The 22546-nt window shown below is 65.3% G+C and carries 17 protein-coding genes and 7 pseudogenes; 10 read left to right on the top strand and 14 right to left on the bottom strand.

The window, feature by feature from the left end:
• Positions 1-141 precede the first annotated feature (141 nt).
• Positions 142-1083, bottom strand: coding sequence for a transaldolase (gene tal / locus ACFJI0_RS02190; RefSeq protein WP_382323279.1), 942 nt, complete (start codon positions 1081-1083; stop codon positions 142-144).
• A 69-nt stretch (positions 1084-1152) separates the two neighbouring features.
• Between tal and ACFJI0_RS02185 the strand changes: the two are divergent.
• Positions 1153-2003 (top strand): annotated as a pseudogene (locus ACFJI0_RS02185) (MurR/RpiR family transcriptional regulator).
• A gap of 141 nt (positions 2004-2144) precedes the next feature.
• On the opposite strand, the pseudogene ACFJI0_RS02180 reads toward ACFJI0_RS02185, so the two are convergent.
• The 8 genes and pseudogenes from ACFJI0_RS02180 to ACFJI0_RS02145 form a co-directional block, all read right to left on the bottom strand.
• Positions 2145-3211 (bottom strand): annotated as a pseudogene (locus tag ACFJI0_RS02180) (ABC transporter ATP-binding protein).
• A gap of 8 nt (positions 3212-3219) precedes the next feature.
• On the bottom strand, positions 3220-4194 hold the full coding sequence (locus ACFJI0_RS02175) for an ABC transporter ATP-binding protein (RefSeq protein WP_382161602.1): 975 nt from the start codon (positions 4192-4194) through the stop codon (positions 3220-3222).
• A gap of 7 nt (positions 4195-4201) precedes the next feature.
• The gene (locus tag ACFJI0_RS02170; RefSeq protein WP_382323278.1) at positions 4202-5113 is read right to left on the bottom strand and encodes an ABC transporter permease; all 912 of its coding nucleotides are present in this window, start codon (positions 5111-5113) and stop codon (positions 4202-4204) included.
• A gap of 64 nt (positions 5114-5177) precedes the next feature.
• Positions 5178-6763 (bottom strand): annotated as a pseudogene (locus ACFJI0_RS02165) (ABC transporter substrate-binding protein).
• Positions 6760-8043: a M20 aminoacylase family protein gene (locus ACFJI0_RS02160; RefSeq protein WP_382323277.1), complete on the bottom strand. Its 1284-nt coding sequence runs from the start codon at positions 8041-8043 to the stop codon at positions 6760-6762. The pseudogene ACFJI0_RS02165 and the gene ACFJI0_RS02160 overlap by 4 nt, the downstream one beginning before the upstream one ends.
• The gene (locus ACFJI0_RS02155) at positions 8043-9023 is read right to left on the bottom strand and encodes an ABC transporter permease (protein ID WP_291114063.1); all 981 of its coding nucleotides are present in this window, start codon (positions 9021-9023) and stop codon (positions 8043-8045) included. The genes ACFJI0_RS02160 and ACFJI0_RS02155 overlap by 1 nt, the downstream gene beginning before the upstream one ends.
• 63 nt (positions 9024-9086) lie before the next feature.
• A pseudogene (locus ACFJI0_RS02150) lies at positions 9087-10659 on the bottom strand (ABC transporter substrate-binding protein).
• Positions 10660-10755: 96 nt separating this feature from the next.
• Entirely contained in the window at positions 10756-11412 is a 657-nt protein-coding gene (locus ACFJI0_RS02145) for a DUF3047 domain-containing protein (protein ID WP_382323276.1), read from the bottom strand.
• A 367-nt stretch (positions 11413-11779) separates the two neighbouring features.
• Here ACFJI0_RS02145 and ACFJI0_RS02140 point away from each other — a divergent pair, with 367 nt between their 5' ends.
• On the top strand, positions 11780-12094 hold the full coding sequence (locus ACFJI0_RS02140; protein ID WP_382323275.1) for a ComEA family DNA-binding protein: 315 nt from the start codon (positions 11780-11782) through the stop codon (positions 12092-12094).
• A gap of 77 nt (positions 12095-12171) precedes the next feature.
• On the opposite strand, the pseudogene ACFJI0_RS02135 reads toward ACFJI0_RS02140, so the two are convergent.
• From ACFJI0_RS02135 to ACFJI0_RS02125, 3 genes and pseudogenes are all read right to left on the bottom strand, one after another.
• Positions 12172-12441: pseudogene (locus ACFJI0_RS02135) on the bottom strand (porin); the annotation flags it as partial.
• Positions 12442-12514: 73 nt separating this feature from the next.
• Positions 12515-13084: pseudogene (locus ACFJI0_RS02130) on the bottom strand (porin); the annotation flags it as partial.
• Positions 13085-13425: 341 nt separating this feature from the next.
• Positions 13426-14430: a porin gene (locus ACFJI0_RS02125; protein ID WP_382323274.1), complete on the bottom strand. Its 1005-nt coding sequence runs from the start codon at positions 14428-14430 to the stop codon at positions 13426-13428.
• A gap of 316 nt (positions 14431-14746) precedes the next feature.
• Here ACFJI0_RS02125 and coq7 point away from each other — a divergent pair, with 316 nt between their 5' ends.
• A complete protein-coding gene (gene coq7, locus ACFJI0_RS02120) occupies positions 14747-15409 on the top strand; it encodes a 2-polyprenyl-3-methyl-6-methoxy-1,4-benzoquinone monooxygenase (protein ID WP_382323273.1) in 663 nt (220 codons plus the stop codon).
• A 21-nt stretch (positions 15410-15430) separates the two neighbouring features.
• On the opposite strand, the pseudogene ACFJI0_RS02115 reads toward coq7, so the two are convergent.
• Positions 15431-15881: pseudogene (locus tag ACFJI0_RS02115) on the bottom strand (OsmC family protein).
• A 220-nt stretch (positions 15882-16101) separates the two neighbouring features.
• Between ACFJI0_RS02115 and ilvA the strand changes: the two are divergent.
• Positions 16102-17706 carry a threonine ammonia-lyase, biosynthetic gene (gene ilvA, locus ACFJI0_RS02110; RefSeq protein WP_382323272.1) on the top strand — a complete coding sequence of 535 codons (1605 nt, stop codon included), beginning with the start codon at positions 16102-16104 and terminating at the stop codon, positions 17704-17706.
• Positions 17707-17715: 9 nt separating this feature from the next.
• The gene (locus ACFJI0_RS02105) at positions 17716-18813 is read left to right on the top strand and encodes a nicotinate-nucleotide--dimethylbenzimidazole phosphoribosyltransferase (RefSeq protein ID WP_382323271.1); all 1098 of its coding nucleotides are present in this window, start codon (positions 17716-17718) and stop codon (positions 18811-18813) included.
• A gap of 8 nt (positions 18814-18821) precedes the next feature.
• On the opposite strand, the gene ACFJI0_RS02100 is transcribed toward ACFJI0_RS02105, so the two are convergent.
• Positions 18822-19328: a type II secretion system protein N gene (locus ACFJI0_RS02100; RefSeq protein ID WP_382323270.1), complete on the bottom strand. Its 507-nt coding sequence runs from the start codon at positions 19326-19328 to the stop codon at positions 18822-18824.
• 92 nt (positions 19329-19420) lie between these two features.
• On the opposite strand from ACFJI0_RS02100, the gene gspG reads away from it, so the two are divergent.
• From gspG to gspK, 5 genes are all read left to right on the top strand, one after another.
• Positions 19421-19882 carry a type II secretion system major pseudopilin GspG gene (gene gspG, locus ACFJI0_RS02095; protein WP_382325885.1) on the top strand — a complete coding sequence of 154 codons (462 nt, stop codon included), beginning with the start codon at positions 19421-19423 and terminating at the stop codon, positions 19880-19882.
• A gap of 121 nt (positions 19883-20003) precedes the next feature.
• Positions 20004-20456 carry a prepilin-type N-terminal cleavage/methylation domain-containing protein gene (locus ACFJI0_RS02090; RefSeq protein WP_382323269.1) on the top strand — a complete coding sequence of 151 codons (453 nt, stop codon included), beginning with the start codon at positions 20004-20006 and terminating at the stop codon, positions 20454-20456.
• Positions 20453-20821 carry a type II secretion system minor pseudopilin GspI gene (gspI, locus tag ACFJI0_RS02085; RefSeq protein WP_382161641.1) on the top strand — a complete coding sequence of 123 codons (369 nt, stop codon included), beginning with the start codon at positions 20453-20455 and terminating at the stop codon, positions 20819-20821. Before ACFJI0_RS02090 ends, gspI begins: the two co-directional genes overlap by 4 nt.
• 2 nt (positions 20822-20823) lie before the next feature.
• Complete coding sequence (locus tag ACFJI0_RS02080; protein ID WP_382323268.1) at positions 20824-21558, top strand: type II secretion system protein J; 735 nt, start codon at positions 20824-20826, stop codon at positions 21556-21558.
• Positions 21558-22535, top strand: a complete 978-nt coding sequence (gene gspK, locus ACFJI0_RS02075) for a type II secretion system minor pseudopilin GspK (protein ID WP_382323267.1) — start codon at positions 21558-21560, stop codon at positions 22533-22535. The genes ACFJI0_RS02080 and gspK overlap by 1 nt, the downstream gene beginning before the upstream one ends.
• Positions 22536-22546: the final 11 nt, after the last annotated feature.

Below are 22546 nucleotides of genomic sequence, written 5' to 3'. Positions count from 1 at the left end.
GGCGCTGCCACTGTCTACGCCCTTGCGCCTTGGCCTGGCACCTCAGGCTGCGTCGGAATGCATCACTGCACACTGACGAAAGCCCAAAACAAAAAGCCCCGCGAGAAATCGCGGGGCTTTTTGTTTTGGGCTCGGCTCGAGCTACTTCATCAAGGCTTCGAGCTTGATCGTGTCCGCCACGAACGCCCGGATGCCTTCGGCCAGTTTCTCGGTCGCCATCGCATCCTCGTTCAGGGCGAAGCGGAAGCTGGCTTCGTCGTGGGTCACGAAGGGGATGTCCAACGACTGGGCGGCGCTGGCGTCCAGTGCCCGGCTCAAGGGCGCATCGCTGGCGGCCAGCTGGGCCAGCAGCTCGGGGCTGATGGTGAGCAGGTCGCAACCCGCCAGCGCCGTGATCTGACCCACGTTGCGGAAGCTCGCGCCCATCACCTCGGTGGCGATGCCGTGCTTCTTGTAGAACTCGTAGATGCTGCGCACCGAACGCACGCCCGGGTCGTTGGCACCGGCCATTGCGGCCTCGTCCCAGCCGGCGCCCGCGCTCTTTTTGTACCAGTCGTAGATGCGGCCCACGAAGGGCGAGATCAGCTGCACCTTGGCCTGGCCACAGGCCACCGCCTGGGCGAACGAGAACAGCAGCGTCAGGTTGGTGTGGATGCCTTCGCGCTCCAGCCGCGCGGCGGCCTGAATGCCTTCCCAGGTGGAAGCGATCTTGATCAGCACACGGTCCACATGCACGCCGTCACCCTGGTAGAGCTCGATGATGCGGCGCGCGCGGGTCACGGTGGCCTCGGTGTCGAAGCTCAGCCGGGCATCCACCTCGGTCGAGACCCGGCCCGGGATCAGGCGCAGGATCTCGCCACCAAAGGCCACCAGCAAGCGGTTCATCACCTCATCCAACCCCTGGGCGCCGTGCTTCGCGACAGCGTCCTTGAGCAGATGGGCGTACTCGGGCTTCTGGACCGCCTTCAGGATGAGCGACGGATTCGTCGTGGCGTCCTGCGGGGCGTAGGCTGCAATCTGATTGAAGTCGCCCGTGTCGGCCACGACCGTGGTGAGTTGCTTGAGAGCGTCAAGTTGGTTCATCAGCGGATTATCGGCCAGGCGATGTAATAAAATTTCACCGCATCGCCCCTCAATGTAACCAACCCCAACATGCTCGACCGGATCAAAGCCTCCCTGCCCTCGCTGGCGCCTGCCGAGCAACGTGCTGGCCAAGCTCGTGCTGCTGGACCCGCGCACCTTCGCCAGCCTGCCCGTGACCGAACTCGCCGAGCGCGCTCACGTGAGCAAACCCACGGTGGTGCGGTTCTGCCGCAGCATGGGTTACGACGGCCTGTCGGACTTCAAGCTCAAGCTCGCCGGCACGGTGAGCGAAGGTGTGCCGTTCATCCACCGCAGCGTGGACGTGGACGACAAGACGAGCGACGTGCTGGTCAAGGTGATCGACAACACGGTGGCGGCCTTCCTGAAGTACCGCAACGACGCCTCCAGCCACGCGATCGAAAAGGCGGTGGACGCCCTGGTGCGCACCTACAAGAACCGTGGCCGCATCGAGTTCTATGGCGCGGGCAACTCGGGCATCGTCGCGCAGGACGCGCAACACAAGTTCTTCCGCCTGGGCATCAATGCCATCGCCTACAGCGACGGCCACATGCAAGTGATGAGTGCGTCCCTGCTCGGGCCGGGCGACTGCGTGGTGATCATCTCCAACTCCGGCCGCACGCGCGATCTGATGGACGCGGCCGACATCGCGCGCAAGCACGGCGCGACGGTGATCGTCATCACCACCAGCGGCTCACCGCTGGCGCAGAGTGCGCAGCATCCACCTCTCGGCCGACCACCCGGAAGGCTACGACCGCTACAGCCCGATGACCTCGCGCCTGATGCACCTGATGGTGATCGACATCGTGGCCACCTGCCTGGCGCTGCGCATCGGCGGCACCAAGCTCCAGCCCCTGCTCAAGGAAATGAAGAACAACCTCCGAAGCAAGAGGTACACGTGATCGTGCGTGCCAGAAACGGCCCAGGACGGCGGGTGCTTCCCGCAGCGACGTAAAGTGGGAGGCCCGGCGAAGCCGGGCCGGAGGACATTCGCGGAGGGGAGCACCCACCGTCCGCGCCAACGCCCACCCGGTGGCGTGAAACTAGATCCGCCCTTCTTCCACCGCATGGCAGGCGATGCGAATGCCCCCAAGGTCCAGCAGATTCGGACGCTCGCTGCGGCAGCGGTCGTTGGCATGCGGACAACGCGGATTGAAAGCACACCCGCTGGGCGGGTTCAGCGGGTTGGGCACCTCACCCGAGACCGGTGTGCGCGCCTTGCCGGTGTCGTGCATCTTCGGAATCGCATCGAGCAGCATGCGCGTGTAGGGATGGCGCGGCCGGTCGAACAGCGTGTGCTTGGGCGCCAACTCCACCAGCCGCCCCAGGTACATCACCCCCACCTGGTCGCTCACGTGGCGCACCACCGCCAGGTTGTGGCTGATGAACAGGTAGGTCAGCCCGCGCTCGCGCTGCAGGTCCTTCATGATGTTGAGCACCTGCGCCTGCACGCTCACGTCCAGCGCCGAGGTGGGCTCATCGCACACCAGAAACTCCGGCTGCGTGCGCAGGGCCCGCGCGATGGAAATGCGCTGGCGCTGCCCGCCCGAGAACTGGTGCGGGTACTTCACGCGGTCCAGCGGTGACAGGCCCACCGACTTCAGCAACTCATCCACCCGTGCGCGCAAAGCCACCGGCTCGGTCTCGATCTCGTGCTCGCGCAGCGGCTCGGCAATGATGTCCTCCACGCGCCAGCGCGGGTTCAGGCTCGCGTACGGGTCCTGGAAGATCATCTGGATGCGGCGGCGCAGCTTGCGGCCTTCCGGCGTCTTGAACGCCGCATGCGCGTCCTGGCATCGAACTCGAAACCACCCCGCGTGGGCTCGTACAAGCCCACGAGCAGGCGCGCCACCGTGCTCTTGCCGCAGCCCGACTCGCCCACCAGGGCCAGCGTCTGACCCCGTGGAATGTCGAAGGACACGCCGTCCACCGCACGCAACAGCTGGCGCGGCTGACGCTCGATCACGCGATTGAGCCAGGGCACGGACACGTCGAAGGTCTTGGCTAGGTCGGTCGCACGCACCAACGGCGCCTCGAGGGCGGCAGCAGGTACCGCGGCACGACTTGAAGCACCACGGTTTTGCGCGGCCCGCACCGCTTTTTCGATCATGTCGGCGCTCATGCCAGGGCTCCTGCTTGCGCGTGCAGCCAGCAGGCCGCCCGGGTGGCTCCGGCCGGCAGCAGATCGGGCCGGTCGACGTGGCAGCGGTCGAACACCTTCTCGCACCGCGGGTTGTAGGCACAGCCGGAGGGAATGGCGTTGAGCCGCGGCATCGCGCCGTCGATCTGGTGCAGGCGCTCGCGGTCCTGGCTCATGTCGGGAATGCAGGCCATCAGGCCGGCGGTGTAAGGGTGCGCCGGGTGGTTGATGACCTCGTGCACCGGGCCGATCTCGGCGACGCGTCCGGCGTACATCACGGCCACGCGGTCGCAGGTCTCGGCGATCACGCCCATGTCGTGCGTGATCAGCATCACCGCCGCCCCACGCTGTTTGCAGATGGTCTTGAGCAGCGTGATGATCTGCGCCTGGATCGAGACATCGAGCGCGGTGGTGGGTTCGTCGGCCACGATGAGTTGCGGCTCGGCCGCGAGTGCCAGAGCGATCACGACGCGCTGGCGCATGCCACCGGAGAACTGGTGCGGGAAGTGGTCGATGCGCTGCTCGGCGGCCGGGATGCCGGTGTCCTTGAGCAGGTCGATCGCGCGCCTGCGCGCCTCGGCCTGGCTCACCGGCAGGTGGGTGGTGATGGTCTCGATGAGCTGGCGGCCCACGGAATACAGGGGGTTGAGCGAGGTCAACGGGTCCTGGAAGATCGCGCCGATCTGGCGGCCCCGCACCTTGCGCATCTGGTCGTGCGGCAGGTTGTCGATGCGGCGGCCGTGCAGCAGGATCTCGCCCGAGGCGACACGGCCCGGCGGCTCCAGCAGGCCGATGATGGAGGCGCCCGTGAGCGACTTGCCCGCGCCGGACTCACCCACCACGCCGAGGATCTCGCCCGGGGCGATGTCGAAGGAAACGTCGTCCAGCGCGCGCAGCGTGCCGCGGCGGCCGGGGAATTCGACGACCAGGTTCTTGACTTGGAGAAGGCTCATCTTGGTCTCAGCGCAGGCGGGGGTTGAGTGCGTCGCGCAGCCAGTCGCCCAGCAGGTTCACGCTGAGTGCGATCAGCACCAGCATGGCGCCCGGAAAAATGGTGATCCACCATTCGCCGGAGAACAGGTAGTCGTTGCCCACGCGGATCAGCGTGCCCAGCGACGGTGAGGTGGGCGGAGCGCCCACGCCCAGGAAAGACAGCGTGGCCTCGGTGATGATGGCCGTGCGCACCTGGATGGTGGCCAGCACCAGCACCGGGCCCATGACGTTGGGCAGCACATGGCTGCGCATGATGTGCAGCGGCGCCACGCCGGTCACGCGCGCGGCCTGCACGTACTCCTTGTTGCGCTCCACCAGCGTGGAACCCCGCACCGTGCGCGCGTACTGCACCCAGCCGGTGAGCGTGATCGAGATGATCAGCACGCCAAAGGCCAGCGTCTCGTGCGCATTGGGGAACAGGGCCCGGCCCACGCCGGCGATCAGCAAGGCGATGAGGATCGGCGGGAAGGACAGCATCACGTCGCACAGGCGCATGAGGAAGCCGTCCACCCAACCGCCGAGGAAGCCGGCCAGCAGGCCGAAGGTGACGCCGATCACCACCGAGAGCAGCACCGAGGCCAGACCCACCGCGAGCGAGATGCGCGCGCCGTACATCAATGCCGAGAGGATGTCGCGGCCCTGGTCGTCCGTCCCGAGCAGGAAGTTGCTGGATCCATCGGGGTGCCAGGCTGGCGGCAGCCGGGCATTCGTGAGTTCGAGCGTCGCAAGGTCAAAAGGGTCGTGCGGAGCCACCCACGGCGCGAAGACCGCGCAGAACACGCAGATGAAAGCGATCACCGCCGCGACGATGGCGGTCGGCGAGGTGCGGAAGCTGTGGCCGACATCGCTGTCGAGCCCTCTTTTGATGAGGCTGATCACGTGGGGAACCTGGTTGGGTGCGACGCCACCACAAGGCCGGGGCCTCGTGGTGGCGAGGGCCGGCTTATTTCGCCGGTTTCACCGACATGAAACGGAACGGCATGAAGTTGTCGGCCAGCTGGACCAGCTCCACGTTGTTGCCACGCCCCAGGCCAGGGCCTGTTGGTGCAGCGGCAGGTGGCCGATGTCGTCCGAGTGCAGCTTGAAGGCTTCCTTGATCAGGGCATCGCGCTTGGCCTTGTCGGTCTCCGACTGGATCTGCACCGTCAGCTCGTCGACCTTGGGGTTGCAGTAGGCGCCCAGGTTGAACTGCGCGCTGCCCTTGTCGTCCACGCAGCGCATCAAGGCATTCAGGGCGTTGTGCGCGTCGTAGGTGCCCGGGGTCCAGCCCAGCATGAAGAAGCTGGTGTCGCGGCGCAGGATCTTGGGGAAGTAGGTGCCCTTGGTTTCGGCCTGCAGGTTGATCTTCACCCCGATGCGCGCGAGGTTGGCGGCGACCGCCTGGCAGATCGCGCCGTCGTTCACGTAGCGGTCGTTGGGGCAGTTCAAGGCCACTTCAAAGCCATTGGGGTAGCCGGCATCGGCCAGCAACTTCTTGGCGGCGTCGGGGTCGTACGGCAGGCGGTTGTTCATGGCGTTGTCGAAGCCATTGATGCCGGGACCCACCATCAGCGCCATGGGCTTGGAGGCGCCGCGCATCACGGTGCGCTGGATGCCGTTGATGTCGATGGCCTGGTAGAAGGCCTGGCGCACGCGCTTGTCCTTGAAGGGGTTCTTGCCCTTGACGCTGGAGTACAGCAGCTCGTCGCGCTTCTGGTCCATACCCAGGAAGATGGTGCGCAGTTCGGGACCCTGCATCACCTTGCTCTTGCCGCTGGCGTTGATGCGCGCCACGTCCTGCAGCGGGACCGGCTCGATCACGTCCACCTGGCCCGAGAGCAGCGCCGCCACGCGGGTGGAGTCGTTGCCGATCGGCGTGTACTCCACGTTGACCACGTTGCCCTCGATCTTGCCCCAGTAGCTGCCATTGCGCACGAAGCTGGTCTTGACGTTCGGCTGGCGCTCGCGCAGGCGGAACGGGCCGGTGCCATTGGCGCGGAACGAGGCCGCATTCTCGACACCCTTTCGTCGGTCCACGGGTCGCGTGGCCTGGTTGTCCTCGGCCCACTTCTTGTTCATCATGAACAGCAGCGACAGCACGTCGGGCAGGATAGGGAACGGTCCCTTGGTCTCGATGTCGACCGTGAAGTCGTTGACCTTGCGGACTTCCTTCACGTCGTTGGTGTAGCTCTTCATGTCCGAGCCTTCGCCCGAAGCGCGCGCGAAGGTGAACAACACGTCATCGGCCGTGAAGGGTGCGCCGTCGTGGAATTTCACGCCCTTGCGCAGTTCGAAACGCCAGACGCTGGGCGAGGTCTGTTTCCAGCTCGTCGCCAGCCCGGGCACCAGCTTCAGGTTCTGGTCGCGCGCCACCAAGGGTTCGTAGACGTTGTTCGTCACGCTGAGCTGCAAGGACTCGTTGAGCGAATGCGGGTCCATGGACAGGGCATCGCCCTGGTTGCCGATGCGGATGGTCTGCGCCGAGGCGGCCCCCAGGGTGAGCATGGCGGTTGTGACCAGTGCGGCCGCCAGCGTTTTCCGGAAAATCATGCTTCGCTCCTTGATGCGTTTGTGGTTGTGGAAGGGGTTTTGCTCGACGCGTGAGCCTCATCGGCCAATGGCATGGCGTGCTCCACCAGGCTGGCGTGCAGGGCCGCTCCGAGCGGCAGAACCTCGTCGTTGAAGTCGTAGCGGCTGTTGTGCAGGAAACAGCTGCCAAGGCCGTTTTCGGCGCCTTGCCCCAGGCGCAGGTAGGCCCCGGGCTTGACCTGCAGCATGAACGAGAAGTCCTCGGCCCCCATGCTCGGGTCCATGTTGCGGTCCACGTGGTCGTGGCCGACCAGCTTCTGCGCCACATCGGCCGCGAAACGGGCTTCGTCCCGCGTGTTGATGGTGGCCGGGTAGATGCGCTCGTAGTTCACGTGCGCCGTGGCACCCAGGCCCAGCGCCACGCCGGAGCAGACCTCCTGCAGGCGTTTCTCGACCATGGCCTGCACTTCGGGGTTGAAGGTGCGCACCGTGCCCACCAGCGTGGCCTTGCCCGGCATCACGCTGAACGCGCCCATGTCGCCGGCCTGCATCGCGCACAGGCTGATGACCGCGCTGTCGATGGCGCGCACGTTGCGTGAGACGATGCTCTGCACCGCCGTGATGATGTGGGCCGACACCAGCACCGGGTCCACCGTCTGGTAAGGGTGCGCGCCGTGGCCGCCCTTGCCCGTGACTTCGATGGTGATGCGATCGGCCGAGGCCATCATGGGGCCGGGGTTCACGCCCACCATGCCAGGGCGCATCTGCGGCCAGTTGTGCATGCCGAAAACGGATTGCACCGGGAAGCGGTCGAACAGGCCGTCCTCGATCATGGCCTTGGCGCCCGCAAAACCTTCTTCACCCGGCTGGAAGATCAGCACCGCCGTGCCGTCGAACTGGCGCGTTTCGGCCAGGTAGCGCGCCGCACCCACCAGCATGGCGGTGTGGCCGTCGTGGCCGCAGCCGTGCATCATGCCGGGGCGCATGGACTTCCAGGCAAAGTCGTTGTGCTCGGTCATGGGCAGCGCGTCCATGTCGGCGCGCAGGCCGACCATGCGGCCACTGGTGTGACGGCGGCCGCGGATCACGGCCACCACCCCCGTCTTGCCGATGCCGGTGTGGATCTCGTCCACGCCACACACCTTGAGCGACTCGACCACGCGCTGCGCGGTGTAGTGCTCTTCGAAACCGATTTCCGGATGGGCGTGCAGATCACGGCGCAAGGCCGTGAGCTCGGGGTGGAAGGCCGCGATGTGGGAAAACGCGCGGCCATGGGCCTTGATGCGGGACGAGGTGGACATCAATGGCCTCCCGCCTTCTCCACGCGAAGGCGGGGGTCGACCGCGAAGTACAGCAGATCGACGATCAGGTTGATGACCACGAAGATCAGCGCGATGAGGCACAGGTAGGCGGCCATCACCGGGATGTCGGCGAAGGTCACGGCCTGGATGAACAGCAACCCCATGCCCGGCCACTGGAACACCGTCTCCGTGATGATGGCGAAGGCGATCAAGCCCCCCAGTTGCAGACCGGTGATGGTCATCACCGGCACCAGCGTGTTCTTCAGCGCGTGTCCAAAATGCACCGCGCGGTTGGTCAGGCCTCGGGCGCGCGCGAACTTGATGTAGTCGGTGCGCAGCACCTCCAGCATTTCCGCGCGCACCAGCCGCATGATCAACGTGAGCTGGAAGATCGCCAGCGTGATGGCCGGCAGGGTGATGTGGTGCCAGCCCTTCGGAGTCAACAAGCCGGTGCTCCACCAACCCAGCTGTGTCACGTCACCCCGACCGAAGCTGGGGAACCAGCCCAATGTGACGGCGAACAGCAGGATCAGCAGGATGCCGATCAGAAACGTGGGAAGGGACACACCGAGCAGCGACACAGTCATGAACACCTGGCTCATGAACGTACCGCGCCGCAACGCCGCGTACACCCCCATCGGGATGCCCACCACCAGCGCAAGCACCGCCGCCACCATAGACAGCTCCAGCGTGGCAGGGAAACGCTCGGCGATCAGGCGCGAGACCTTGGCCCCCTGCCGCAGCGACAGACCGAATTCACCTTGCACCGCGTTGGCGAGGAAATGCCAGAACTGCACGAAGAAGGGGCGGTCCAGACCGAGTTCGGTGCGCAGTTCGCGCACCTGGTCGGGGGTGGCATCCTGCCCGAGCAGGAACACCACGGGATCCCCCACATACTGAAACAACATGAACGCGATGAACGCCACGCTGACCATGACGATCACGGCTTGCGCCAGTCGCCGAAGAATGAATGCGAACATCGTTTGAAAAATAAAGAGAGGGTCGCCCCCTGCGGTGCGCGACCCTCGACTGACGCTGTGAAATCAGTTTACCTTGATGAGACGCCAGTCCAGGCGGTTGTCCGCCCGGTGCACCACGTCGACATTCTTCTTCATGGCCCAGGGAATGATCTGGTTGTGCAGGGGAATGTGGGCCACGTCCTCGTTCTGCAGCGCCAAGGCCTTGGTCAGCAGTTCCGTGCGCAGCTTGAGATCCGTTTCCTTTTTGGTGCGCTCCACCAGCGCGTCCATCTGCGGGTTGCTGTAGCGACCCACGTTGTAGTTGCCATCGCCACCCGCCCCGACTGAACGCACCAGGGACTGCAGACTGTAGAGCGCGTCAAAGGTGGGCACACCCCAACCCAGCATGTAGATGCTGGCTTCGTAGCGCTGGATCATCGGGAAGTAGGTCACCAGCGGCAAGGTGCGCAGCTTGGCCTTCACACCGATGCGCGCCCACATGGACGTCACGGCCTGGCAGATCTGCTCGTCGTTGATGTAGCGGTTGTTGGGGCAGGCGAAGTCGACTTCAAAGCCATCCTTGTAGCCCGCATCGGCCAGCAGCTTCTGGGCTGCCGCCACGTCGAAAGGATGCCGCTTGTGAACCGCCTCCGTCCAACCATTGACCTGCGGGGCCACCAGGGCGCCAGTGGGCTGTCCCAGACCACGCAGGCTCACACGCGCGATCGTGTTCATGTCGATGGCCTGGTACAACGCCTTGCGGACCCGCTGGTCCTTCAATGGGTTCTTGCCCTTGATGTTGCTGCCCGGCAGTTCATCGCGAAACTGGTCCATGCCGAAGAAGATGGTCCGGTTTTCCACGCCATCGATCACCTTGAGGTTCTGGTCGCCACGCACGCGCGCCAGATCCTGCGGGCTGGGGTCGAGCACCAGATCCACCTCACCTGAAAGCAGCGCCGCCATGCGCGTTGCGCACCGCTTTGACGGGCGTGTAGACCACTTCGGTCACGTTGCCTTCCGACTTGCCCCACCAATTCGGGTTGCGCGTGACGACCAACTTCTGGTCCGGCTGCCACTCCTTCAGCACGAAGGGGCCCGTGCCATTGGCGTTGCGATGGGCGAAGTTCTCGTCCTGCGTCTTGATGTCCTTGGGCATGGTCGAGTTGTTCTTCTCCGCCCAGGCCTTGCTCATCATGCGCAACTCGGTGAGCTGGTTCAGCAACACCGGGTTGGGGTCCTTCGTGAAGATGTCGATGGTGTTGGCGTCCACCTTCACCACCCGGTCGATGCCTTGCGCATAGATGCCGAAGTTCGATGTCTTGGTCATTGCCCGTTCGATCGAGAACACCGCGTCGTCCGCCGAGAACGTCGAGCCATCGTGGAACTTGACCCCCGTGCGCAGGTTCATGCGCAACTGCGTGGGCGTCACCTGCTTCCAGGCCGTCGCCAGAACGGGCTCGGGCTTGAAGGTCTTGCTGTTGTAGTAAACCAGCGACTCATACACCGACGCATGGATGCCGTTCGCCAGGGCGTTGTTCTGGGAATGGATGTCCCACGTGGGAATGTCACTGGCGCTCGTCCATTTGAAAGTTTTGGCGTGAGCACCGCCGGCACCAACGGCCATCGCGGCGAACAGGACTGCAAGTGGGAGCTTCATTTGTTGACACCTAAATAAAGTGGACATCCCGCCACTATGCAACAAACGTTCCCGGCCAATGCACCGGAGTAACCCGAACGGACAGACGCCCTGGCGTCAATCTGAGGCGCGTTCCAGCCTCAGCGCGCCATACCACGCCGTGAGTTGGCTGTCCGTGTTGTCGGTGTCCGTCATCAGCGCCACCAGGCGCAAGGGTCCCGGTTCCTCGCCAAACGCCAGACGGAAGTCGGCGCGCACGTCGCGCACATGATCGCGCCACTGCCCCAAGTTCGCCACATCGCTGTCCACCACCAGCTTCCGGATGCGGTCCGTGCGCGGGTTCACCACAACGGTGCCCGGTGCGTGCTTGGCGCTCCAGACATAGACCAAGGAGGCATAGGGCATCTCTTCGCCCGTCAGCAAGCGACTCATCTCCGACAGGCGATGGTTTCTGGGCGTCCAGCGCGTGCGATCACCATCGAAGGCGAGGACCACCCGCACCGCCGAGTCCGCCTGACTGGACACGGCCAGATCGGCATCCGTGGGCAAAGCATCGACCCGCCACGAAAACGAAAGACGCCCCACGGATTCCAGCGAAGGCACGAACCGCTGCCTCAGGATGCTGACGGAACTCTTCGCACGCACCTGCAGTGCCGGGCGCCCCCCGACCTGAACCGGCTCGAACGCCAGGTACCGCTTGCCGGGGAAGAAGAACGGCTCCCATGGCACATCCGTCGCCGGGGTGGAAAACAGCTGGTGGGCGGCTTTCAGCACCGCCGGGCTGGCCCCATGGGGCATTCTTTGAGGTCGAGAAGGTGGACCCTCCTCAGCGAGGTCGTCCGACACCGCAGGTGATCCCGCACACCCTGCCAGCACCAACGCAAACCATCCGACGCAAGCAAGGGACGCCAGCAAACCCAATCCGCTTCCTTTTGGCGCTCGAACGGGCGCCTTCATGTTGCAAACACGCATAAAAGAGTTACTAAGAATTATAAAAATTGTATTTTTCTTTGAAAAATCAAACTTTGGAAATAAATTCATGACTCGAAGCCATCGCTGGCTTCGGGTCATGAATCGGGAAGCGCATGTTTGCAAGCCCCCCTCCATGACATGTCATCAACGTTTCAATGGAAAGGAATCCATGTTCAAGAAAATTCTGACCAGTCTGCTGGCCCTTCTCGCCGCCGCCAGTTTCGCTGCGGTGGACATCAACACCGCCACCGTGGCCGACCTCGACAGCATCAAAGGCATCGGCCCAAGCACGTCGGCCAAGATCCTGGAAGCGCGCAAGGCCTCCCCCTTCAAGAACTGGGGCGACCTGATTCAGAGGGTACCCGGCATTGGTGACAAACGCGCCGCCAAGCTGTCGTCGGAGGGACTGACCGTCAATGGGGACAGCTTCAAACCCACCGCAGCTGCGCCAGCAGACAAGAAGTCTGCTGCCCCCACAAAGTAGTCTCCCGCCAAGCCCATAAAAAAGCCACCCGGCATGCCGGGTGGCTTTTGACTGATCGGTGTTCCGAAGAACGGGGATCAGAACTTGTGCTGCAGGCCAACACCGAACACGGTGCCCTTGACGGCGGTCGTGCCAGCGACTTCTTCCTTGGCCTTGGTGAAGGCGGCGTAGGTCGAGGTGCGCTTGGACAGCGCGTACAGGGCGCCCACGGAGTAGCCGGTGCGCTTGGTGTCCGTGCCATCCTTGTCCTTGGACGAGGCGTAGCCGGTCGACAGGGTCAGAGCGGACGACAGGGGGAAGTCGGCGCCGATTTGCCAGTCGTTGGTCTTCGTGGCGAACACATTGCGGGTCTGGCCGAACGCCGCCCTTCAGCACGGCCACGCCCAGGTCGTAGGCGGCGGTGAAGTAGGTGAACTTGGCGTCTTGACCAACGCCAGCAGCGTCGTTTTGCAGCTGGTATGCGAAAGCAGCCGTCAGAGGACCAGCAGCGTACTGCAGGTTGAAGTCGGTCTGGTCGCGCTTGACAGCAGCGTTCTCGTCCAGGCCGTGCGACACAGCAGCGCTGAAGCCGCCGAAGTTGGGCGAGGTGTAACGCAGGGCGTTGCGCGGCTTGTCGTTATAGGCAGCAACGCTCATGACAGCGTATGCGGGCGAGAAGGACACTGCGTCGAAGATGGAGTTGCCGATGTAGAACACATCGTCAAAAGCCGACCACACGTTACCGAACTGGACGGTACCGAAGCCGCCTTCCAGGCCAACCCACGATTGGCGGTTGAAAGCGGTGCCAGCAACGGCCGTGCCGTTGGAAGCATCAAAGCCTTGCTCCAGCTTGAAGATGGCCTTCAAACCGCCGCCCAGGTCTTCCGAACCCTGCACGCCCCAGCGGCTGGTGGCCAGACCAGCGGAGTCCAGACGGGTGGAGGACACGGAACCCACGCCAGGCACTTCCGTCTTGACGCGGCCAGCCCAAACGTCCACCAGACCGTACATGGTCACGCTGGATTGGGCTTGGGCCACACCAGCCACGGAGCCGAGAACTGCCAGGGCGATCAATGATTTTTTCATGGTTACTTCCTTAAAAATATTGCGGTGAGGACCACCACAAAGTTAGAAAACTGACTGGTGCATGTTAGGAGGAAAGCTCCTTGTCCCTAGGGTAAGCCCTGAAAAACGGTTCAAATTCGGTCCGTTTTGTTGCCTCAGTGCAACAGCGCAGGGGGGGGGGTGACGGCCCCCAGTGACTTTCAACCACAACCAATAAAAAAGCCACCTGTCCGAAGACAGGTGGCTTTCAAACATCTGAGCAAGCTGGCTTGAAGCCAGCGAGACGATCAGAAGTTGTGTTGCAGACCGAAACCGAAGCCGGTGCTGGACTTGGCACCGTTGCCGCCAGCGGCCGTCACCGTAGCCGGGACCCAAGCGGCGTTGCGGCGTGCAACGTTCACGTAGGCCTGGGTGCGCTTGCTCAGGAAGTACTTGTAGCCAGCGATGATGGTGCGGCCATCGTCGCCCACTTGCTCGTTGTTGTTGAACGAGGCGTAGATCAGGCCAGGACCCACGGGAGCCGTCAGGCCCAGAGCGTAGGAGTTGTCTTGATCAGAAGCCAGACCACCTTGATCACGGATGGTGAAGAACACCTTGACGACGCTGAAATCATACGAGACCGCGAACTGGTTCACGGCCTTGAGCGTGGTGGCAGCTGCCGTGGCGCCCGTGTAGTTCACGAACGTGGCGCTCAGAGGGCCGCCGTCGTAGCGAACACCGATGGCCTTGCCAGCCTTGTTGCCAGCAGCCGTGGACTCGGAAGGAGCGTATTCCAGCTGGACTTGCACGCCGCCGAAACGGGGCGAGTGGTACTGCACCGCGTTGGGCACATACACCGAACTCGAAGCATTCGACGTCTTGGCCGTGGCCGTGGCGTTACCGCCCAGCACGGTGTTGGCGTCATGCACGGAAACACCCTTGGTGCCGTTGGCCAGCAGGACGTTGCCGTACAGCGTGTTGACCGGACGGCCAGCGCGCAGGGTACCGAAGCCGCCGGTCAGGCCAACGAACATGCCGTTGTTGCCCAGGCCATCGACGGAGGACACGGTGCCGGTGTCACTGTTGAACGAGGTCGACACTTGGAACACAGCCTTCAGGCCGCCGCCGAGGTCTTCGGTGCCGGCCAGGGTCCAGTTGCTGGTGCCGTTGCGGTTGGCGGTCATGCGCAGGGCGTCGCCAGAGAAACGCTTCTCGAGGCCAACGTCAACGGTGCCCGACAGGGTCACGGTCGACTGTGCGAAAGCGGCGCCGGTGGCTGCCACGGCGGCCAGAGCGATCAGGGTCTTTTTCATTGAAGGGTTCTCCAAGGGTTAATAAGGGCCGGGGGTCTTTGCCACCGAGCCAACCTCCATCCAGGAAGCTGCGCTAATTGCATCAGAAAGTTTCCGATGGCGCCATGGTGGTGAGGGCTTTTCTCGCCTCATGGCGGTGCATCCGTTGCACCTGTGCCACGTTGTTAGTAGATACCCGCATATGGTTAGGCTCACAAATCATGATCCATGGCTCGCGGCGTTCAGCCCAGGAAACCGGCACAGGCGGCCGATCGCCAAAATCATCGATGAGCAATTCATGGCAGCATGTGCCCTGGCGATCCCTTCTGTCCACACCATGCCCAACACCACCGATGCCTTGCTGAATGCGGCCGACTCGGCCCTGAGGACCTTGTTCGTTTCACCGAGGGGCACGCGCGAATGCCCGACCTTGCCCGAACGGGCATCGGACGCGGAACTCGGCCCGGAAGAGCGCCAGCTCTCTGGCGCCCTGATGCGGGTGAACCATGTCGGCGAGGTTTGTGCCCAGGCGCTGTACACAGCGCAGGCCTTGGCGGCGCGCTGGCCCCGGGCTACCGGCGCCATGCCCAATGAGGCACTCGCCCTGCAATTGGAAGCCGCGGGGCGTGAAGAGACGGACCACCTCGCGTGGACCCAGGCACGCCTGGACGAGCTGGGCGCCCGACCCTCGCTGCTCAACCCGCTCTGGTATGCAGGGGCCTTTGGCCTGGGCTTGATCGCCGGACGCGTGGGGCCGGGTATGAGTCTGGGTTTCGTGGTCGAAACCGAGCGCCAGGTGGAAGCCCATCTGGCGAGCCACATGGACCGCCTGCCCGCGAAGGACCAAGCCTCCAGAGCCATCGTCGCGCAAATGAAGGACGACGAAGCCCGACACGCTCGCGAGGCTCAGCAGGCTGGCGCGGTGGAGCTTCCCGCCCCGGTCAAAGGACTGATGCGCATGGCGGCCAAGGTCATGACCACCGTGGCACACCGCATCTGAGCAGTGCACAAGCGCCGACGCTCAAGCCTCCAGCAGATCAAAGCTGGTCGTGATCTCAGCGGTCTTGCCCAGCATGATGCTGGCCGAGCAGTATTTGTCGTGGCTCATGGCAATGGCGCGCTCCACCGCCACGGCCGGAATGCCTTTCCCGGTCACCGTGAAATGCATGTGGATCTTGGTGAACACCTTGGGATCGACAGGCGCGCGCTCGGTCACCAGCTTCACGCTGCAACCGCGCACGTCGTGGCGGCCTCTTTTAAGGATCAGGACCACGTCGTAGGCGGTGCATCCGCCCGTGCCGGCCAGCACCGTTTCCATCGGGCGGGCCGCCAGGTTGGCGCCCCCGTTTTCCGGCTTCGCTTCATCCGGGGCGCCATCCATGGCGATCACGTTGCGCACTGCCGGTCTCGGCCACAAAGCCCATGTTGGAGCGGGTACCGGCGGCGCCGGTCCAGGTGACGGTGCATTCCATAAGGTGTCCTGTCGTTAAATAACCAAAGGTATTGGGGTGAGCGCTCTAAAAATCATAGAAATCTGATTGGCGATGTTGCAATGCAGCATGCGAGCGTTATACTGGCGTCATTGTATTTACGGTTGTCTCCTCTACCCTCCACGGGTGGATTCAAGCCCGGTCTGGTTCTGCCAGCCCGGGCTTTTTTTCGCCCCCGATATGATGTGCGGCGAGGAACACCATGCCGCCAGCCCGCCCCAAACAACACAACAACACCCCAAAAGCCTCGTCGACCACCACCATGGGGCCGGCGGACTACCTGAAAAAAATCCTGAATGCCCGGGTGTATGACGTCGCGGTGGAATCCGCGCTGGAGCCGGCAACCAACCTGAGCCGGCGGCTGCACAACACCGTGCTGCTCAAGCGGGAAGACCAGCAGCCCGTGTTCAGCTTCAAGTTGCGGGGCGCCTACAACAAGATGGCGCACCTCTCGCCAGAGCAGTTGAAAAAGGGTGTCATCTGTGCCTCGGCGGGCAACCATGCCCAGGGGGTGGCGCTGGGCGCGCGCAAACTCGGCACGCGCGCGGTGATCGTGATGCCGACCACCACGCCCCAGGTCAAGATCGACGCGGTCCGTGGTTTTGGTGGTGAAGTGGTCCTGCATGGCGACAGCTACTCCGACGCCTATACCCACTCCCTCACCCTGCAGAAGAAGCAGGGACTCACTTTCGTGCACCCTTTCGACGACCCGGACGTGATCGCGGGTCAGGGCACGATCGCCATGGAGATCCTGCGCCAGCTCCAGAGCCTGGGCTCGGACCACCTGGATGCCGTGTTCGTGGCGATCGGCGGCGGCGGTCTCATTTCGGGCGTGCGCAACTACATCAAGGCCGTGCGCCCCGAAATCAAGGTGATCGGTGTGCAGACGACCGACTCGGACGCGATGTTGCGCTCGGTCGAGGGAGGTGAACGCGTCACCCTGGCCGACGTGGGCCTGTTCGCCGACGGCACGGCGGTCAAGCTGGTCGGCGAAGAAACCTTCCGCATCGCACGCGATCTGGTCGACGGGTACATCACCGTCGACACGGACGCGGTGTGCGCCGCGATCAAGGACGTGTTCGTGGACACGCGCAGCATCGTCGAGCCCTCGGGGGCGCTGGCGGTGGCGGCCATCAAGCAATACGTGGCCCAGCACAAGACCCGCGGCGAAACCTATGCCGCCATCCTGTGCGGCGCCAACATGAACTTCGACCGGCTGCGCTTCGTGGCCGAGCGCGCCGAAGTGGGCGAGGAGCGTGAGGCGCTGTTTGCCGTCACCATCCCCGAGGAGCGGGGCAGCTTCCGCCGCTTCTGCGAAGCGATCGAAAAGCTGCCAGGCGGACCGCGCAACGTGACCGAGTTCAACTACCGCATCCACGACGGCAGCGCGGCCCATGTGTTCGTGGGCCTGACCACCCATGGCAAGGGCGAGTCCGGCAAGATCGCGGCCAACCTGATCAGGCACGGTTTCGAGACCCTGGACCTCACGCACGACGAACTGGCGAAGGAGCACATCCGGCACATGGTGGGTGGGCATTCGCCCCTGGCGCACGACGAGCGCCTGCTGCGCTTCGTGTTCCCGGAGCGGCCGGGTGCGCTGCTCAAATTCCTGAGCCTGATGCGCCCGGGCTGGAACATCAGCCTGTTCCACTACCGCAACCAGGGCGCCGACTACGGCCGCATCCTGGTCGGGCTTCAGGTGCCTGCAAAGGACCACAAGGCGTTCGACAAGTTTCTCGACACGTTGGGTTATCCGTACGTGGAGGAAACCAGCAATCCGGTGTACCGTCTGTTCCTCAAAAGCTGACCACCCGCCATGGCCCTCGACCCCGTCTTCGAACCGATCACCCGACGGGCACCCGAGTTGCCCGCGAACCTGAAGCTGCCCCACATCGCGGCCACGACGGACACGCTGCTGGACCACTCGGTGATGCTGCGCCTGGCGCCCGAAGGCATGCCGGAGCACTCGCTCGGCCGCATGGAAGCCCTGGTGCTGCAGCTGGCGCGCATCCAGCACGGCAGCCCCCTGCCCTTTGACCTGCTGGTTTTCGACTCCCCTCAACTGGTCGTGTTCGCGGCCGACCACGGCATTGCCGACGAGGGCATGTCGGAAATGCCGCAGTCCATGACCTGCGAGCACGTGCTGCAACTGCTGCTCGGCGCCGCACCGGTCAATGCCCTGGCCCAGATGCACGGCTTCGACCTCACGGTGGTCGACGCCGGCGTGGCCTCCCACATCACCCTGCCCGACGATGCCCGGCGCAAGGCACCACTGCTGCTGCGCAAGATCGGCTATGGCACCCGCAACCTGATGATCGGCCCGGCCATGTCACAGGCGCAGGCCGTGTCGGCCCTGCACGCGGGCATGGACGTGGTGCGCCACCTCCCCGGCAACGTGATTGCCCTGGGCGACGTGGGCGTGCGCGACAACGTCGCCGCCTCCCTGCTGCTCTCCCGGCTGTGTGGCGTGCCGCTGTCCGACGCCTGCGGACGCGACGACTTCCACGGCGCGGGCCCCCACGACGACCCGCACCCCCAGCGCATCGAAAAACTCTCGGCCGCCGCCAGCCGGCACCGCAAGGCGCTGGGGCCGCTGGACGCGCTGGCCGCGCTCGGTGGGTTCGAGATCGCCATGATGGCCGGCGCCATGTTGCAGGCGGCCGCCGAGCGGCGGGTGGTGCTGGTGGATGGGTACGTGGCGAGCGCGGCCGCCCTGGTGGCGCGGGGCCTGGTGCCAGCCGTGGCCGACTACCTGGTGTTTGCGCACCGCTCGGCAGAAAGCGGGCACCGCCTGATGCTGATCCATCTGCAGGCCCAGCCTCTGCTGGACATGGGCATGCGCATGGGCCAGGGCACCGGCGCTCTGCTGGCGTGGCCCCTGCTGCTCGCCGCCCAGGGCTTGCTCGAACGCTGAGCCCGGATTCAGGGCGGCGTGGTGGTCTCGGGCAGGGTCAGCTCCACCGAGGCCGGGGCTTCCAGCGAAGGCCCCAGATGCACCGCGCGGCGCGAGACGGATTGCAGCACCAGCCCACCCTCCAGCGAGGCCCCTAGGCGGTAAGGCCGTGGTGGCTGGCGATCCACCGCGATCAGCGCGGCACCATCTCGGGTGCCGACCGCGACCACCCCGAGCAAGTTGTACCGGGGCGGCGCTGCGCTGGCCACCGCACCCGTGGACGCGGCAGCGGGCAAGGCACCCAGCGAGCGGGCCACGGAAGCCGTATCGGCCGCCACCTGCGCTGGTGCCATGGCCGACACCGGCGTCACCGGCGACCGGCCCCAGGCCAGCAACACCCAGTAACCCGCGCTCAGGCCCGCCGCCAGCCACAGGAGGCCTGCGGCGATGGTCGGCCCTCGCCGTCCTGCCGTCTGCAGGGCGGCTGGGCTTTCCATGAGGAAGCCGGAATGGCCGAACGCGGGTGCCTTGTTCATATGGGCGCATTATGATCGACGACCACCGGTTTCCGGCCTGGCCATCGGGCCGTTCCACAGGCCCTTGTTCGCGGGAGATTGATTTGCCACACCTGACCACCCCCACCCTGCGCACGCCGGCCTTCGCGGCCCGCCTGGCCCGCACCCTGCAACGCGGCTTCACGCTCATCGAGCTCATGGTGGTGCTGGTCATCATCGGTGTGCTCGCGGCGCTGATCGTGCCCAACGTGCTGGACCGTGCAGACGATGCGCGCGTGACCGCCGCCAAGACCGACGTCAACAACCTGATGCAGGCGCTCAAGCTGTACCGGCTGGACAACCAGCGCTACCCGACGAACGAACAAGGCCTGAACGCCCTGGTGACCAAGCCGACCGCCGGCCCCGTGCCGCCGAACTGGCGCCCCTACCTCGACAAGCTGCCCGGCGACCCCTGGGGCCGCCCCTACCAGTACATCAACCCGGGCCTGAGGGGCGAGGTGGACGTGCTGTCGCTCGGTGCCGACGGCCAGGCGGGTGGCGAGGGCAAGGACGCCGACATCGGCAGTTGGCAGTGAAAAACAAGCCCCCACGCTCCGCCGCCGCGCGGGTCGCCGCCCCCCAAGGGGGCTGGCCTTGCTTGGGGTGGCCTTGCGCGGCGGCCACCATCGGCCTTCCGGCAACGCGGTTTCCCTGATCATGGCCAGCAAGGCACACGGCTTCACCCTGCTCGAACTCATGGTGGTGCTGGTGATCGTGGCCTTCGCCACCGCCGGTGTGAGCGTGGCCTTGCGCGACGACGGCGCCACCCGCCTGGAGCGCGAGGGCCTGCGGCTGACGGCCATGCTGGAGTCCGCGCGTGCCCAGTCGCGCACCAGCGGGCTGCCGGTGGTCTGGCGCAGCCTGCCGCAAGGCTTCGAATTCCTCGGCCTGTCCACCCAGGCGGGCACCGGCTCGCTCACCGGGCCGCGCCCTTGGCTCAACCAGGACACCCAGGCCCAGGTGCTGCAACCGCCGGGCGCGCAAACCCTGGTGCTCGGGCCCGAACCGCTGATCGCCGCACAGCGGGTGATGCTGGTCCAGGGGGACCGGCGCATCACCCTGGGCACCGACGGCCTTTCGCCCTTCACCGTGCTGGCCGCCACACCATGACGCGCCCGCGCGGCTTCACACTGATCGAGGTGCTCGTCGCCCTCGCGGTGGTCGCCATCACCCTGGCCGCCGGGCTGCAGGCCACCGGCGCTCTCACGCGGGCATCCGGCCGGCAGAGCGACCAATGGCTGGCCCAGCTGTGCGCCGAGAACGAACTCACCCGCCTGCGCCTGCAACGCCAGTTGCCCGGCACCGGCGACACCGACACCGTGTGCACGCAGGCGGGGCGCGAGATGCGCGTGCGCTTGTCGGTGCTGCCCACGCCCAACCCGAACTTCCGGCGCGTGGACACGGTCGTCGAAGCCGCCGTGGATGGGGTGAACGTGCGCCTGCTCAGCCTCTCCACCGTGATGGGCCGGTATTGAGCATGATGAAACACGCGCGCGGTTTCACCCTCGTCGAACTGCTGGTGGCGATCGTCGTGATGTCCATGCTCGCGCTGCTGAGTTGGCGCTCGCTGGACGGCATGACGCGCACCCAGAACATCACCCAGCAACGCGCCGACGATTTGCTGCGCATGCAGGCGGCCATGGGCCAGTGGGCCGCCGACCTGGACGCCCTGATCGACACCGGCGAAGTCAACGCGCTCGACTTCAACGGCCAAGTGTTGCGCATGACGCGGCGCGACAGTGGCGAAACCGGCCTGGACAGCCGCGGCATCCGCGTCGTGGCCTGGGCGCGGCTGACCGGCGTGGCGCTGGCCGGCCTGCCGCAGATTTCATCGAGCATCAACGCCAGCGGCCAATGGGTGCGCTGGCAGTCCGGCCCCTTGTTGCGGCGCGACGAACTGGCGCGCGCCTGGCAACGGGCCGGCGAATGGGGCCGCGGCGCCCTGCCCTCGCAGGCGGGCAACGCCAGTTCCGACAGCGCCATCGCCCTGCTCGGCATCGACAACTGGCAGCTTTTCTACCACCGGGGTGAAACCTGGGGCAACCCGCAGTCGTCCACGGGCAATGAAGAGCCCGTGGGCGGCCCCGAGGGCGCGCGCACCGGCAGCCTGCCCAATGGCGTGCGCCTGGAACTCGTGCTCGGCACCGGCGAAGGCCTGAGCGGCAGCCTGGTGCGCGACTGGGTCCGCCCCACCCTGGAAGCGGGGCGCTGATGAAGACCCTGCGGCGACACCAGCAAGGCGCAGCGCTGCTGCTCGCCATGCTCGTCGTCACGCTGGTGCGCACCCTGGCCTCGGCCGCGTTGTGGCAGCAGTGGCGCTCGGCCGAGGTCGAGCAGGCCGAGCGGCGCCGCGTGCAGGCCGGCTGGGTGTTGACCGGTGCGCTCGATTGGGCGCGCCTGATCCTGCGCGAGGACGCGCGCGACAACCAGAGCAGCGGCAACGCCGACCACCTGGGCGAACCCTGGGCCATGCCGCTGGAGGAGGCGCGCCTCTCCAGCTTTCTCGCCGCCGACAAGAACAACAACACCGACGGCATGCTGGAGGCCTTTCTCTCGGGCGAAGTGATCGACATGCAGTCGCGCATGAACTTCCTGAACGTGGTGCGCACCGTCGGCGCGGGCGCCCAGGCCAAGGTGGAACTCTCCGAAGCCGACATGCGCAGCTTCGCCAAACTCTACGAACAACTCGGGCTGCCGGTCTCGGAACTCAACGCCGCCGCCAACGAGCTGCGCACCTCCATGAGCCTGGCGCTGAGCGACCCCCTGCCCTCGCGCACCGCCCTGCTGCCCCGGAAATACGCGCAACTGGCCTGGCTCGGCATCAGCCGCAACAGCCTGGCCGTGCTCGAACCCCACGTCACCGTGCTGCCCACCCGCTCCACGCTCAACCTCAACACCGCCAGCGCACAGGCCATCTGCGCCAGTGTGCCGGGCCTGGACATGGCCCAGGCCCGGCAGATCACCAGCGCCCGCGAGCGCGAACCGTTCAAAAGCCTGGCCGACGCCAGCGCCGTGGTGCCCGCCATGACGGGCCAACTGTCTGATCTGTACCACGGTGTGCGCAGCAACCACTTCGAGGTGCGCGGGCGCCTTAGGCTCGACGACACCATCATCGAAGAGCGCTCTCTCGTCGTGCGCAACAACCTCGATGTGCGCGTGAACTGGCGCGAACGCTTTGCCCGGCGCTGAGACGGCGTGTT

It is taken from the genome of Hydrogenophaga sp. UC242_53, assembly GCF_042696965.1.
Lineage (GTDB): Bacteria > Pseudomonadota > Gammaproteobacteria > Burkholderiales > Burkholderiaceae_C > Hydrogenophaga.
The sequence above is the reverse complement of the archived record's forward strand: the minus strand, read 5'-3'. Positions and strand labels throughout refer to the sequence as shown.

Excerpts from the sequence above, each read along its gene's own strand:
- ACFJI0_RS02175 (WP_382161602.1), bottom strand. The coding sequence starts at position 4,194 with ATGAGCCTTCTCCAAGTCAAGAACCTGGTCGTCGAATTCCCCGGCCGC.
- ACFJI0_RS02155 (WP_291114063.1), bottom strand. The coding sequence starts at position 9,023 with ATGTTCGCATTCATTCTTCGGCGACTGGCGCAAGCCGTGATCGTCATG.
- ACFJI0_RS02160 (WP_382323277.1), bottom strand. The coding sequence starts at position 8,043 with ATGTCCACCTCGTCCCGCATCAAGGCCCATGGCCGCGCGTTTTCCCAC.
- ilvA (WP_382323272.1), top strand. The coding sequence starts at position 16,102 with ATGCCGCCAGCCCGCCCCAAACAACACAACAACACCCCAAAAGCCTCG.
- ACFJI0_RS02100 (WP_382323270.1), bottom strand. The coding sequence starts at position 19,328 with ATGAACAAGGCACCCGCGTTCGGCCATTCCGGCTTCCTCATGGAAAGC.
- gspI (WP_382161641.1), top strand. The coding sequence starts at position 20,453 with ATGACGCGCCCGCGCGGCTTCACACTGATCGAGGTGCTCGTCGCCCTC.
- gspK (WP_382323267.1), top strand. The coding sequence starts at position 21,558 with ATGAAGACCCTGCGGCGACACCAGCAAGGCGCAGCGCTGCTGCTCGCC.
- tal (WP_382323279.1), bottom strand. The coding sequence starts at position 1,083 with ATGAACCAACTTGACGCTCTCAAGCAACTCACCACGGTCGTGGCCGAC.
- coq7 (WP_382323273.1), top strand. The coding sequence starts at position 14,747 with ATGCCCAACACCACCGATGCCTTGCTGAATGCGGCCGACTCGGCCCTG.
- ACFJI0_RS02125 (WP_382323274.1), bottom strand. The coding sequence starts at position 14,430 with ATGAAAAAGACCCTGATCGCTCTGGCCGCCGTGGCAGCCACCGGCGCC.
- ACFJI0_RS02080 (WP_382323268.1), top strand. The coding sequence starts at position 20,824 with ATGATGAAACACGCGCGCGGTTTCACCCTCGTCGAACTGCTGGTGGCG.
- ACFJI0_RS02090 (WP_382323269.1), top strand. The coding sequence starts at position 20,004 with ATGGCCAGCAAGGCACACGGCTTCACCCTGCTCGAACTCATGGTGGTG.
- ACFJI0_RS02140 (WP_382323275.1), top strand. The coding sequence starts at position 11,780 with ATGTTCAAGAAAATTCTGACCAGTCTGCTGGCCCTTCTCGCCGCCGCC.
- ACFJI0_RS02105 (WP_382323271.1), top strand. The coding sequence starts at position 17,716 with ATGGCCCTCGACCCCGTCTTCGAACCGATCACCCGACGGGCACCCGAG.